11 protein-coding genes are annotated in these 13182 nt (G+C 39.1%); 3 read left to right on the top strand and 8 right to left on the bottom strand.

Annotated features, from left to right (window positions below; genetic code table 11):
• Positions 1-159: 159 nt before the first annotated feature.
• Together V7122_RS14625 and V7122_RS14620 are read right to left on the bottom strand one after the other, a co-directional pair.
• Entirely contained in the window at positions 160-1347 is a 1188-nt protein-coding gene (locus V7122_RS14625) for a M20 family metallopeptidase (RefSeq protein ID WP_335527361.1), read from the bottom strand.
• Positions 1348-1927: 580 nt separating this feature from the next.
• Positions 1928-2884 carry a VOC family protein gene (locus tag V7122_RS14620; protein WP_335527359.1) on the bottom strand — a complete coding sequence of 319 codons (957 nt, stop codon included), beginning with the start codon at positions 2882-2884 and terminating at the stop codon, positions 1928-1930.
• 260 nt (positions 2885-3144) lie between these two features.
• Here V7122_RS14620 and V7122_RS14615 point away from each other — a divergent pair, with 260 nt between their 5' ends.
• Both V7122_RS14615 and rluF read left to right on the top strand, forming a co-directional pair.
• The gene (locus tag V7122_RS14615) at positions 3145-3582 is read left to right on the top strand and encodes an Rrf2 family transcriptional regulator (RefSeq protein ID WP_335344742.1); all 438 of its coding nucleotides are present in this window, start codon (positions 3145-3147) and stop codon (positions 3580-3582) included.
• 510 nt (positions 3583-4092) lie between these two features.
• Positions 4093-4800, top strand: coding sequence for a 23S rRNA pseudouridine(2604) synthase RluF (gene rluF / locus V7122_RS14610; RefSeq protein WP_335344741.1), 708 nt, complete (start codon positions 4093-4095; stop codon positions 4798-4800).
• Positions 4801-5032: 232 nt separating this feature from the next.
• Here rluF and V7122_RS14605 read toward each other — a convergent pair whose 3' ends face one another.
• From V7122_RS14605 to V7122_RS14590, 4 genes are all read right to left on the bottom strand, one after another.
• A complete protein-coding gene (locus V7122_RS14605; protein ID WP_335344740.1) occupies positions 5033-5287 on the bottom strand; it encodes a zinc ribbon domain-containing protein in 255 nt (84 codons plus the stop codon).
• A gap of 25 nt (positions 5288-5312) precedes the next feature.
• A complete protein-coding gene (locus tag V7122_RS14600) occupies positions 5313-5939 on the bottom strand; it encodes a hypothetical protein (protein ID WP_335344739.1) in 627 nt (208 codons plus the stop codon).
• A gap of 77 nt (positions 5940-6016) precedes the next feature.
• Positions 6017-6331 carry a helix-turn-helix transcriptional regulator gene (locus tag V7122_RS14595; RefSeq protein WP_335527395.1) on the bottom strand — a complete coding sequence of 105 codons (315 nt, stop codon included), beginning with the start codon at positions 6329-6331 and terminating at the stop codon, positions 6017-6019.
• 248 nt (positions 6332-6579) lie between these two features.
• A complete protein-coding gene (locus tag V7122_RS14590) occupies positions 6580-7470 on the bottom strand; it encodes an SDR family oxidoreductase (protein ID WP_335344738.1) in 891 nt (296 codons plus the stop codon).
• Positions 7471-7690: 220 nt separating this feature from the next.
• Between V7122_RS14590 and V7122_RS14585 the strand changes: the two genes are divergently transcribed.
• The gene (locus tag V7122_RS14585) at positions 7691-9619 is read left to right on the top strand and encodes an electron transport protein (RefSeq protein ID WP_438824790.1); all 1929 of its coding nucleotides are present in this window, start codon (positions 7691-7693) and stop codon (positions 9617-9619) included.
• Positions 9620-10139: 520 nt separating this feature from the next.
• Here the strand turns inward: V7122_RS14585 and V7122_RS14580 are convergent.
• Complete coding sequence (locus V7122_RS14580) at positions 10140-10553, bottom strand: ester cyclase (RefSeq protein ID WP_310196776.1); 414 nt, start codon at positions 10551-10553, stop codon at positions 10140-10142.
• A 287-nt stretch (positions 10554-10840) separates the two neighbouring features.
• Positions 10841-13081 (bottom strand): patatin-like phospholipase family protein, encoded by a 2241-nt coding sequence (locus tag V7122_RS14575; RefSeq protein ID WP_335527354.1) that lies wholly within the window; start codon positions 13079-13081, stop codon positions 10841-10843.
• Between the last annotated feature and the right edge of the window lie 101 nt (positions 13082-13182).

Here is a 13182-nt window from a genome sequence, read left to right as displayed (position 1 = left end):
TTCCCAAAAATCGACTCATCTTTTATATATAGATTAGGTTAAAGAAAGGACACTTTATTTAAAAAAAGTTTGTTTCTGGACATAAAATTTATTATCAATTCAAAAAGCTAGACCAAGAAATCTCGTCTAGCTCACTCTTTTATTATTCATGCTTTTCCATTATTCAAAACCATAATACCCGCAGACTACATACCCGACTGATTTGGCCGCAACAAGAAGGCAGTCTTCATCAATATCAAATTTTGGATGGTGATTAAAATAGGCGGTCTCCTTGCCTTTTGGTTTACAGCCAATGTAAAAGAAACAACCAGGGATTTTTTCAAGATAATAAGCAAAATCCTCAGAACCGGAGAGCATCGGGTATTCCCCAACCTCTTTAATGTCCGGGTCGGTTATGTTTTTTATGCTGGTGATCACCTTTTCTGTCACTTCCGGATCATTGTACAGCGGCGGATAATCAGCCGTATACGTAAGCTTACATTGTACGCCAAATTCCGCCTCAATGCCTTTTACTATTCGATGTACTTCTTTCTCGATAATCTGCTGCGTTTCAACCGTCATATAGCGGACGTCCCCTTCAAGCTCGACACAATCTTTAATCACATTGAAGGTGCCTTTGCCATCGAATGAGCCTATCGTAATGACACCCATCTCAAAAGGATTGATCCGGCGGCTGATTACTGTTTGTACCGCTGTTACAAAATGGGCTCCAGCAACAATTGCATCATTTGCCAAATGTGGAGATGACCCATGGCCACCTTTACCTTGAATGATTAATTTGAAAAATGACCTGCCTGCTAACGCATATCCGCTTCTGTAGCCAACAAAGCCCGCTGGATGGGTAGGGAATATGTGAATACCATAAATATTGTCTACATCGTCCAGCACACCGGCTTCCACAATGCTTTTCGCTCCCCCAGGAGGTGCTTCCTCCGCATGCTGATGAATAATTTTAATTGTTCCGGCGAGTGAATCCTTTAATTGGATCAAACAATCCGCCAAAACAAGCAAGTAGGCAGTATGGGCATCATGGCCACAAGCGTGCATTACCCCTTCATTTTTCGATTTAAAGGGTACATCTGTTTCCTCCAAAATCGGAAGTGCATCGAAATCTGCCCGAAGAGCAATCGTTTTTCCCGGATTACCCCCTTTAATTGTCACGATAATCCCATAGCCGTTTCCTGCATTCCTAAGGATGTCAACATCTTTTCCTTTATAAAAATCGGCAATATATTGAGCGGTTTTCTCCTCTTTAAAAGAAACTTCCGGATTTTCGTGTAAATAACGGCGAATTTGAACCATTTCATCTTTGCGGGCTTCTAACATGCTCATTAATTGTTCTCTCATTTCATCCCTCACAAAGTTTTTATATAATGATTTAAGTGCCTCAGCTCGAAGCATTTAGCGACAACAGCTATTTCATTATTCTGCAAAAAATCATATTTATAATACCCTAATTTTTAAATGATATGACAAGGTTCATCACTTTTATGGATTCTGTCCACATAATAGTAAAATCAGTTGATATAACAGAGCCCATCGTAGGATAAGTTCATTCCATTTTGAATTTCACACTAAAAGATGATCCGTATATGGAAATGTCATTAAGAGTGCTACAGAATTTCACTTGCCAATTGTTTAATTAACAGCTGAACAAGCAAATTTACGTTGGAAAGGGTTAAATCTACCAAATGATATCTCCATAGCTTTTGAACCTACTTCCGGAAGCTATGTGGGGCAAGTTTTTTTATTCCTGATACAAATCAAAAAACTCGCTCCTTGTATTAGGAGCGAGTTGAAAGTAATTTTGTGTGGGAGGATTCCCAATGCTTAGAGTGATGGACCGGATTTTCCCGGTAAAAATAATTTACAGCATCAACAAGCGCAAAAAAGTAATATCTTATATAAATAGTAGATGAATATAATATTATTTAGTTAACACAATTTTTATTTGATTTCCTGAAGGATCTTCAGTCGATATGACATTATCTTCTTCTGTAAATGGAAATCCTAACCGCTTTAATTCTGATTTTGCATTGTTAAATTCATCTTCCGTAAAATGTGTCGTATAATACTTTAAACCTAAGGCATTTTCTGGTGGACTAGGTAATCCCTTCCCAGCCCAAGTGTTCATCCCGATATGATGATGATAGTCATCTTTGGAAACAAATAACATCTGAGAATCCTTAGATACCACATCAAATCCTAATGCATCCACATAGAATTTTTCTGAGTCCTCTATATTAGATACTTGTAAATGCATATGACCTAGTCTTGTTTCACTAGGTAATCCTTCCCATTTGTCTGCTTTTATTTCAGACAGTAAGTTATTAATATCTAGCGGATAAGTTCCTCCGACATATCCACCTTTTTCATCTTCTAACCAAAGGTCCGGATCTGTATCCACATAAATTTCTATTCCATTATTATCAGGATCTGCAAGGTAAATGGCTTCACTGTATTGATGATCGGAAACCCCTTGAAGTGGATATTCAGATTCTATTAAATATTTTAATACCAAAGCCAGTTCTTCCCTATTTGGCACTAAAATAGCAAAATGAAACAAACCAGTTGTTCTAAATGGACGCTCCACAAACGAGTTCTCTTCAATTAATGTTAAAATTGGCGTTGTTCCATCTGTTGTTAATTCAGCAGTCCTTTCGTTCCTTTCTAACAATTTGAAACCAATTATCTCTTGATAAAAGCGTAATGAGTTATCTAAATCAGAAACCGATAATTCCACGTAACCAAGTCTAGGCTCCATTTCTCCGGTATAATTTAATTGTTTAGCATCCCTTTCCCAAGGCTTAAGTGTTACAAGTACTAAAACTATCACTGTTAGTACAACAATGGATAACCAAATAATATTCTTTTTAATAAGCATTTCTTAACCCTCTCTATATCTCTTTCCATTCCGTTAGAAATTCTATGAAAACCCTTATTTTATTGCTCTTCTATAAGAATTAATCAGCCTGTAATTGAATTAATTACATGTAACTATTATATTTACATGATTTTCTGCTGTCAACAAAAGCAGTTTTAATCTATACGTTTTTTAGGATATAATAAGCTTGTAATCAAATTAATTACATGATGGAATCCTTAAGTTATTTGTTTTAAAATAAAGAAGGAAGGTGACTTAAAATGTCCATCAGTAGCCGATTATCCGTTGGAATTCATATAATGGCTCTAATTGAAATAAATAAAAATGGAGTGAGCTCATCTCAATTTTTAGCGGAGAGTGTTAACACGAACCCAGCAGTGATTAGAAAAATTATGGGGATGCTAAAAAAAGCCGGGTTAATAGAAGTACATCCTGGTATCGCGGGAGCTAAACTAGCAAAGGAACTATCTGACATAACAATGCTTGACGTCTATAAGGCAGTTAATGTTGTGCAAGATAAAGAGTTATTCAGCTTACATGAAAATCCAAATCCAGAATGTCCCGTAGGCAGGAACATCCAAAATACAATAGAACCATTATTTTCAGCTGCGCAATTAGCTATGGAGAAAGTTTTGGAGAATGTAAACTTAGAGAGTGTTGTGAGGGATATTGTCAATAAAGAGAATATAAACTGTTGATAAAAGGCATTCTAAAAGGAATGTCTTTAATATGTTGTTCAAGATAATGGCCAAAACAAAAATTAGTGTGTCTCTCATTTGAGAGAGATGATTGAAATCTAAAATCCTTATTTACTTATAATACGGTTCCCAATAATGTTTAAAAAAGCCCTGTAGTTTTTCTACAGAGTTTTCGAAAAAGCAAACTCAGATTTCATTCATCATTTCTTATAATATTCTACTCTACTTCAATCGTAATCACTTCTCCATTAGAATGAATTTCAGAGAGATCCACACCATTTGGAATCGTCCATGATTTCACACGTTCAGCGCCTCTAATTTCTTTAATTTTGTTCGTTTGAAGGCGGACTTCTTGAACCTCTTCTCCACTGAAATCAATGTCCGCATTAAGTAGTAGCCTTTTTGAAACAAACTTTTATTTGTTTATCTGAATAAGGGTGTAATTTATTCTTAAAATAAAGTATAGTTAATTGTCTAATAAGATAAGCCTCTGATTAAGGATGTGTCAACATGCGTATTAATAAATTTATAAGCGATTCTGGAGTAGCATCTAGGCGGGGAGCAGATAAATTAATTACCGATGGAAGAGTTATGATAAATGGTAAACGTGCAACAATAGGCAGCCAAGTTAATCCCGGGGATGACGTTCTTGTAAATGGTAATCTAATCCGAGTAGCAAGGAACAATGTCTATATTGCCTTAAATAAACCTGTCGGCATTACGAGTACAACCGAAAAAGGTGTAAAGGGAAATATTGTTGATTTGGTCAACCATCCATTAAGAATATTTAATATTGGGCGCCTGGATAAAGATTCAGAGGGCTTAATACTTCTTACGAACGATGGCGACATTGTTAACGAAATTCTGCGTTCAGAAGGTAAGCATGAGAAGGAATATATTGTTTCTGTGGACAAGCCCATTACTCCTGAGTTCTTGAAGAAGATGTCAGAGGGAGTCAAAATATTAGGGACAAAAACACTTCCTTGTAAAGTAACCCAATTATCTAAATTTGATTTTCAAATCATTTTAACACAGGGCCTTAATCGTCAAATTCGCCGCATGTGTGCTGAATTGGGATACGATGTTTACAGGTTGCAAAGAATCCGAATCATGAATATTCATTTAGGCAATCTTCCTCCTGGACAATGGAGAGACTTATCCAAAAAAGAGCGAACTCAATTATTTAGAGAATTAAACTATGAGCCAAGAGAATGGTAAAAACTGCGGAAGATAAAATTTAGATAGAATCATAATTGGTTTATTGTATAGCCAAATGGACAATCAAAAATAATAAATCTTAGTGCTTCTTTCCCAGAAAGAAGCACTAAGAAGATATGCAAGCGGTCAATCTATCCCCTTAAGAACCTCATTTACTTATGATACGATTCACCGTAATATAAAAAAATGAGGTAAGCATTACATAATCCTCTTTCAACTTAGATTGTAATGTCTATTTCCACCTCTCCAATTTATGAAGATTTTTTACAAACATTCCTGCCAATAACTTCGGAAAACCCATTTCGATGCATTTATCTTTTACAAATTGTTTCATTTCATCTACAGAAATGTCCTTTTGCGTGAATTCCCCTTCTTGATAACAATGCATACAGTACATAGAACTTTTATCTAAATTCTTCTCCGTACCACGATCTTCAATTTTTTTTAATGGCATAGCACAGCTTTGGCACTTTTTATATTCTTTCATTCTATCACCTCAAATTGTACTTCAATTAAGCTTCTAATGTTTTATAAATTTTTTTGACTCTTTTTAGTTGAGGAGCTGTTAGGTATTTTTCTCTTTTTCGTAACACATTCAATAATTCCTCTTTATTTTCATCTGTTACGGCTAAAAGCGTGCTTTCCGAGTGTTGAGGAATTTCCTTTGGTCTGCAATTCTCAAGGTGATGGAGTAAGAAAGGAAAAATCACATCATTGTTTTCCTTACTGACGGCTGCTAGCTTCGCAAGAGTTAGGACACCCTTATCAATTGTAATAACCGAACCGATTTCCATCGCACTATTTAATGTGTCAAGATGAGCCATAATAGTTTCTGATGCTACCTCAGCAATCGTTGCTAATGCCGTCATTCCACCCCACACCAAACGATTATTACGGCTTTTTAACAACTCTATAAAAGTTAGAGCATATTTACTAATGAGTTCTGGTTTAACTTGTCCAATTTCGTACGCTACTTTAATACAATCGTATTGAATCTTTTTATCTTTGCTAGATAAGTTTTCAATTATTTCTTCTATGCCTGCATGATTTTCTTCATTAGCTAATTCATGTGCCAGCTCAATATTTGGTACTTCATCATCTCGACTGAGTTGAGAAGCTAACAGGTTCACTACTGACATCATTATCCCTCATTTCAAATTTAATTCTTTTGTACATACATTATCACATTTAATCTGACACCATTATGTCGTATATGCTAATATTTATCGCAAATTTCCTTTGCTCTTTCTTTTATAATTCCCCTGATATGTTGTGGATTAAGTACTTCAACCTGATCCCCTAGACTTAAAATCATACGATAAACCCATTCATCTTCTGGCAATGTTTCAGTCAAATAAATCCACCCGTCATCACTGAATTCCAAATTATCAAATTCAAAATAATCCTCTAACTCATTTAAGGCATGTTGAGTGAACTTCAGACTCACAGGGACCATTTCACAATCGTGCTGATAAAAGTTATACTCCCTAGCATGTTCTCTTTGTTCAATATCTTGGTTTGTGAGTTTTATGTGTCTTATTTGACCTCTAGATGGCTTTTCTGCTCCTCGTCCAAATTTGAACTTATTTTCTTCTTTACTTATTATATAAGCTGCGTATAAATCATCTAATCCAAAGCTATCATTAACAATTTGCGTAAAAATGCTAACCCCAGACGAACTAAAATTAGAAAATTGTAAAAAATGAGAATCCTTTTATATTTAACATCTTTCAGTAATTAAAACAAGGGGCTAAAATCATTAGATGGAGGTTTCACTTTTTATCCATTTATAATAATTCCACCGTTTACATGAAGAATTTGTCCTGTTACATATGAGGAGTCGTCTGACGCCAAATAAACATAAGCAGGTGCCAGTTCAAAAGGTTGTGCAGCACGTTTCATTGGAGTGTCACTTCCAAATGTTGCATAAGTTTCTGGTGGACCACTTGAAGGGATAAGGGGGGTCCATACAGGTCCTGGAGCAACGCCATTGACCCGGATTCCTTGATTAATGGCGGATAATGCTAACGAGCGGGTGAATGAAACGATTGCTCCCTTGGAAGCAGCATAATCGATAGCGTATCCAAGTCCGGTGTATGCAGCGATTGAGGTTGTATTGATAACGGAGCTTCCTTTTTTAAGATAGGGAATAGCTGCTTGTGTAAGATAAAAATATGAAAAAATGTTTGTTTGAAAAGTACGTTTAAGCTGCATTACTGATATGTCGCTGATGCTTGCTTGTGAATGTGCTTCCCCTGCATTATTGACCAGGATTTCAAGATGGCCAAATGCTTCAATTGTCTTCTGAACGACATAATGACAAAACTCCTCATCCCCAATATCTCCTGCGATTGTCAAGCATTGTCTTCCCAATTGGTTAACTCTGTCTTTTGTTTCGAATGCATCCCCATGCTCATTTAAATAAACAATAACAACATCCGCACCCTCTTTTGCAAAAGCAATGGCGACAGCCCGGCCGATACCGCTGTCTCCTCCAGTTATGATGGCAGCTTTATTCAATAGTTTGTTACTTCCAGTATAATAAGGATTTTCGGAGATAGGTCTTGGAATCATCAAAGATTCAATACCTGGCTGCTGGGGCTGGAATTGTGGGGGAAATGTAACAGGTACTGTTTCGCACTTTTTTACATACCCAAAATGCTGATACATAATTAAGCCTCCTTTGGTTATGTGTTATTTAGCATATTCTTAAAAAGATTATAGGTGATTGCCTAAGTCTTACTGTTTTTGAACTTTTGATTCAATACTAAGGTTGAAAAGAAACAGTGATTCGATAAGGTATATTTTTCTTGAATAGGTGGAAATTAAAGATGGCTTTTAGCAATTAATTTCCATAGAGGAGGCAGTTGGGGTGAAAACAAAAAAATGGATGTTATGTTTAGGTGCCATTCTAGCGTTCATTTTAGCTTTAAATAAACCGGTATATGCTTTTATTCCTTCTAAAGATCAAATTGTAAAACCTGATAAGGTAACATGGCAGAAGGACCAAGATCAACCTGCTTTTGACCTCTGGGGAAAAACCTTCTCACGTAAAGAGGCCCATGATTTAATGCAAACAGCAAAGGGAAGAGAACTATTATCTCCTAAGAATGGTGCTGTAAAAATTGATCAAGCTCTATTAGATTTAGGTAGAAAGTCATTTTACGAAGAAACATTTGGAAATGAAGTTTTTTTATCTGATATTCTTGGTGCTTTTAACGGACCGCTCACAATTGAAAATTTTCAGAAAGCAATAAAAGAGTTAAACGGTAAGGGAACAACGAATTTACAGGTCGAATTAGCAGAAACAGTAACAATCGGGGGGAAAACATACAAAAAAGGAACAAAAGTGGATACCGGATTTGATGTGGTAAAAGGTTCTAACAAAGTTCTTGGTTTGCCGATTGTAAGATCAGAGAAAAAGTTAAAAGTAGGACTTAGCTGTGCAGCATGCCATGCCACTGTTGATCCTATTAATCACAAAGTAATCGAAGGGGCTGTTAATACGGATGCTAATTTCGGGCTTCTTCTTGCTTTAGGTACTAACACAACAGCTTATTTTGCACGTACTGAAATTGCATCTTTAAAGGATTATATAAAAAACTTAGAGAAAACGGTTGTAACGAGTGAAGGGAAAAAGGAACCCTTACCGGATTCCAAAGCGTTGGAGGCGGCTGTTGACGAAAGTGTAATCAAATGGCCAAAGGGAAACTTTGATATTACCAGTGATTTTGTTAGTAATCCCACTCAGATTCCGGATTCGTTCACTTTAGGGGATCATCCTTACAGCTGGAGTGGCTTTGCAATGGCTGGACCGTTTAAAGGGTTAAGTACGTTAAATAATGCTGTTCATGCCCAAGGTTCTGATTTGACGACAATTGCCGAAGCCAGTCGAGCTCTTTTTGGAATCGACAAAGAGGTATATTTAGGAACTATTTTGCAGAATGCGGCGAATCCTAAATATCGGTTTGATCCGGCTAAAGGGAAAAAGCCTTCAGAATTTTTTGCACAAGTCGATCCTAACCCAGATGCTCCTGGCGTAAACAAAGCGATTAAATTACCAACCTATCCGAGGTCTTCACTTATATCACCGAATGGGCTGATCGTCAGCTCGCCAGGAACGAATGTCGGGGAACAAAACAACGGAATGTCAGCGTTTCAAAATACCCTGGTTCCTCCGAAAACACCGATTAAGATAACAGATGAGGAAAAGCAATTAGGCAAACAGGTATTTGCACGCGGGTCCTGTATATCGTGTCATGCAGGAAGTTTTTATACCAATAATCAAATTATAGCGGTGGAAAAAATCGGTACGGAACCAACGCGAGCGATTGGTCTAAGAAAAGTTGGCGAGTTTTTGACAGACCCCGTTATATATTCACCTGATACACCTGTGCCTGTACCAAAAAGCGCACTATTGATAAAAGTTCCGACTCAAGGATTAGACCCTGGGCAAATTAATCTTGCATTTGGAATTGGAAATACAATGGGGGGCTACAAGGTCCCTAGTCTTATTGGCCTTTATTGGTCTGCGCCATATCTCCATGACGGTGGTGTCGCAGTTGGAGCAAACACTAAAAGTCAATTAGGAATAGAAGGTACATTAAATAATAGTATTTTACCTGATCCGTATAACAGTTTGCGCGCATTAGTTGACAAAAACTTGAGAACTCAAGTCATAAAAGCCAATCAATCTGCAGAAAGCCTAAGGAAATCAAATGTAACAGGGGAAGGGCATGAATATTGGGTAGATGCTTCAACAGGTTTTTCTCAACAAGAACAAGATGCTTTGATAAAGTATTTGCTAACATTGAAATAACCCTCTTAAAGACAGGCAGTTATAATCAACGCCTGTCTTTAAGATGATGTAATTATTTTATTGGATAATTAAGGTTCTCCCAAAAAACCTCATTTACTTATGATACGGTTCCCCGTAACGCATCTAATTGAGGTTCCAACAAAAAGAATGCTAAGATCAAAGCACCCAAGACCCATCTCACATCTTTTTCAATAAGAACTCTTATCCTTAATTAAGTAACCAACGAAAGTAATATAAGCGAGATTCTCCGGTTAAATACAGAACGGAGCTCGTTTCGGCGTAAATAAGGGAAGGTTTTCCAACTATACAAAGCAACCCCCCCCATTTTCACGTTTTTCGAGTCAATAGGCTGAATCTCTCCGTCTATTTAAGCTATTTTTGATTTTAATTACTAATTAAGAGGATTTTTTCCGACTATTTATCTGACCGGGTGCTTAACCTGATCCCCAACCAATAGGGAAGACTTTCAGGTTAGGCAGGTCGTAGATCTTCCAATGATTAAGCCGCTATTTGCCAATTATTAAACTGAAATGACGCCGAGCTGCTTCATTAAGCCCAGATCATCCCTATGCAGCCATACTTCGGCAATCTTCCCGTTCTCCAAGCGAAAAATATGAACGTTTTGTATAACCACTGACTTCCCTGTTGCAGGGATGTTCAGCATCTGGCCTTTGTGCGTCCCGGTAAAGGTAGTCTGGACTACTACTTTATCGGCTTCCTCAATAACTTGCCCCAACTGGAAATGCAAATCTGGGAAAGCGGAAAGATACATTTTCGTCATTTCGATTGCCTGCTCTAACGTCATATACTCCTCTCCACCTGCATGATGTATCACAAATTTCGGATGAATAATCTCTCCTATCTGATCAAAGTTCGCGTTGTTGTGAACTTCATCAAAATAAATACGTATGAGTTCCGTATGACTTGTTGACATTAGAATTCCTCCCTCTTCACCGTAACCAACAGATTACAACCACTTATTTTTATCACGGGGCCTCGCTGCAAACATTAAAGAAACATCTAGTAATGTAATTACTTCCTCTACATTAAGCAATCTTTTCATAGTTTCTGGATTGTAATCATTGCTTAACCTGCTTGCGCGAAGCCCCGTCATCCCATTCCAGATTAACTACTCAAGCTTTGACTCCCATATTTTTAGGTTGGATATAAGAGATTTTAAAAAGCAATGCGATAAATCCTTTTAATTTATGAGTTCAAAATTTAACTTTTGGTTGCCCAAACGCGTCTGCCGTCAGGTCGGATTATCACCACAATACCATCGTCCTGGACAACCAGCCGGCTGCCAGGGTACGTCCATGTATCAGATGACCAGATAGCTTTATTGGCTGCATCATAGATTACCAGATTGCCGTCCCCTTGCATGATGCATACTCCACCAGGACCACCTGTTCTTGAAGACCAGATTGCCTCCGGCTTTCCATTGATAGTTTGTGGCGGATTCGCAATGTTGCAGGCGCGTAGTTCGGCGTTGGCCTGACTAATCTGTGTGTTCAGATTACGAATTATGACCGCTAGAGCAGGACCTCTGATTCCTCCTAGTTCACCCTGAAGATCTTTTAGCTCCATCTCTAGTTCCTTTATCTTGTTATCTATGAGCTTGCACTGCGGAGCGAGGGCAACTATAACTTTATTGTTTTTATAGAGCACTAGATTCCCATCACTCTGAAAGACGAAAGTATACATTCCGTTTGCTGATTGTATAGGCCGATCAATCGCAAGTACCTCCCCTGCCAGCATATCATTCCCTTCTGCAGCGGGACCTGACTGGAGCAGCCAAAGCCCATGAATAGGCTTCCATGGATGTCGTTCCCAATCACTCCACCAGCTTTCTGCCTCAGAAGGGACTAATCCACCCGCCTGCTTCCGTTCCTGCACGATGTCCTTAAGCGTATTCTTGAGGGCACGGACCTCTAGCAATGCCTGCAAATCAGGTTTCATAGTCGGCGCGGGATGCACTGGGCAACCACTGTCATCATATTTCAGGAGGAAACCATTGGCTGCGTATTCCAGCTCCCAAATGGCCAATCGGGTCCGAACAATCAAGCTAGTGCGACGTTGATCGGCGTACTCCTCTGTAAGCTGTCGATACTCCATCGGTTTTCGCTCCTTAGCCTGCAAAGTATCATCCGCCCGCATGTAACCATGCGCCATCCGGATATCAATTAGGCCAGGGTCAATGGTCATGATGTCGTGGATGTCGAAGTTAGGCTGAATAATGGTCACATTCACACCCCAGCCACGCGGTGGGTCTATCTCGTTCAGAACAGTCTCGTCCGTCATAATGTCACTAGCAGCACGGTTCGCCACATCGAGGATATTAGCCTCCCCCACATTAAATGACGAAAGAAGCTTACCAGTCGCAGCACTACGAGCTCTGTCCACCTTGCTATTGGAGGCTAAAATCGCGTAAACGTCGGTGGCTCCTGACTGAATAGCGACTTGGATAGGAACGATTTCCCGCACACCACCGTCTACGTAGTTCTCTTTGCCGAGCAAAATTGGCGGAAAGGCTAAAGGAATCGAAGCAGAAGCAATCGTGCCTGTTATTAGACTGACACGTAACGGGCTGGGCTTTGTCGGCGGCGGATAGGTGACTTTGCAATTACTCAGTTCGCTGGTCAGTCTAGGAATTTCTGAGTTGAGTTCACGCATTTTTTTGACAATTGCTGGTTTTCCGTTCACTGACTCTTGCAGTAGAGCCTGAAAGTTGTCGGCCTCTTTCTTCAGTTCCTCAATCTTCAGAGCGATGCTTTGGCATTGTGGAGAAAGGGCGGCCAACGGTGCCAGAACTGGCGTGGTGTTGTCGCGTTCTAACATTTCTCCTGTTTCAGTCACATAGCGCAGAGCCCCACTCTCTAATGCTACTGTCGCTAGGCGCAACTTAATACCACTCTTTTGCACCTTTTCCAAATCGAGCTTGGACCGGTCGCTCAGCTTGGCAATAATAGGCCCAAGATTATAGAGCGAACGTGAACTGCCTTTCACTACTTTACCGAGTTCATCTTTAACATATCCTATATCTCCGATAGCCTCTAGCATTTCCCAGGTGTATACAATATGATCGAAGAAGTTGTTCGGTTTCTTTTTCAAAAAAGCGGCGAGCTTCGAGTTCTGGATATTCGCCAACCAGTCTGCCTCTCTCCACATATCAGAGTTGTTTTGCATATCACGCCAGAGTTTGATCAGCCCATTAAGACCTCGATTGGGGTCCCCTATTGGAGCGAAGTACTCTTTTCGAGGGGTGCCCCCTTTTAGAATGGGCTCCCCTTCTCGAGCGGAGTATTCTTCCCCCTCAGCCAGCTTAATCGCGTTGATTGAACCAACTGAACATCCAGCTAAGATAGCAGGCTTAATTTTTTTTTCCTCGTAAAGATAACGGACTGCGCCAACCTGGAAGTTACCTCGTGCCCCTCCACCACTAAACACAATTCCAACAGTCATAATCTCTCCTCCATATCAATTTATTAGCCTCCTGGCATTGGCCGAGGTAGATCGAACAAGATTTTCTTGAGCCTTATGACAAGGCTTATACAAAAGGTATT

The organism is Bacillus sp. JJ1532 (genome assembly GCF_036965085.1).
Lineage (GTDB): Bacteria > Bacillota > Bacilli > Bacillales > Cytobacillaceae > Cytobacillus.
Note: the sequence above shows the minus strand (reverse complement) of the source record. Positions and strands in the feature narration are given on the sequence as shown.

Excerpts from the sequence above, each read along its gene's own strand:
- V7122_RS14625 (WP_335527361.1), bottom strand. The coding sequence starts at position 1,347 with ATGAGAGAACAATTAATGAGCATGTTAGAAGCCCGCAAAGATGAAATG.
- V7122_RS14620 (WP_335527359.1), bottom strand. The coding sequence starts at position 2,884 with ATGCTTATTAAAAAGAATATTATTTGGTTATCCATTGTTGTACTAACA.
- V7122_RS14615 (WP_335344742.1), top strand. The coding sequence starts at position 3,145 with ATGTCCATCAGTAGCCGATTATCCGTTGGAATTCATATAATGGCTCTA.
- rluF (WP_335344741.1), top strand. The coding sequence starts at position 4,093 with ATGCGTATTAATAAATTTATAAGCGATTCTGGAGTAGCATCTAGGCGG.
- V7122_RS14605 (WP_335344740.1), bottom strand. The coding sequence starts at position 5,287 with ATGAAAGAATATAAAAAGTGCCAAAGCTGTGCTATGCCATTAAAAAAA.
- V7122_RS14600 (WP_335344739.1), bottom strand. The coding sequence starts at position 5,939 with ATGTCAGTAGTGAACCTGTTAGCTTCTCAACTCAGTCGAGATGATGAA.
- V7122_RS14590 (WP_335344738.1), bottom strand. The coding sequence starts at position 7,470 with ATGTATCAGCATTTTGGGTATGTAAAAAAGTGCGAAACAGTACCTGTT.
- V7122_RS14585 (WP_438824790.1), top strand. The coding sequence starts at position 7,691 with ATGTTATGTTTAGGTGCCATTCTAGCGTTCATTTTAGCTTTAAATAAA.
- V7122_RS14580 (WP_310196776.1), bottom strand. The coding sequence starts at position 10,553 with ATGTCAACAAGTCATACGGAACTCATACGTATTTATTTTGATGAAGTT.
- V7122_RS14575 (WP_335527354.1), bottom strand. The coding sequence starts at position 13,081 with ATGACTGTTGGAATTGTGTTTAGTGGTGGAGGGGCACGAGGTAACTTC.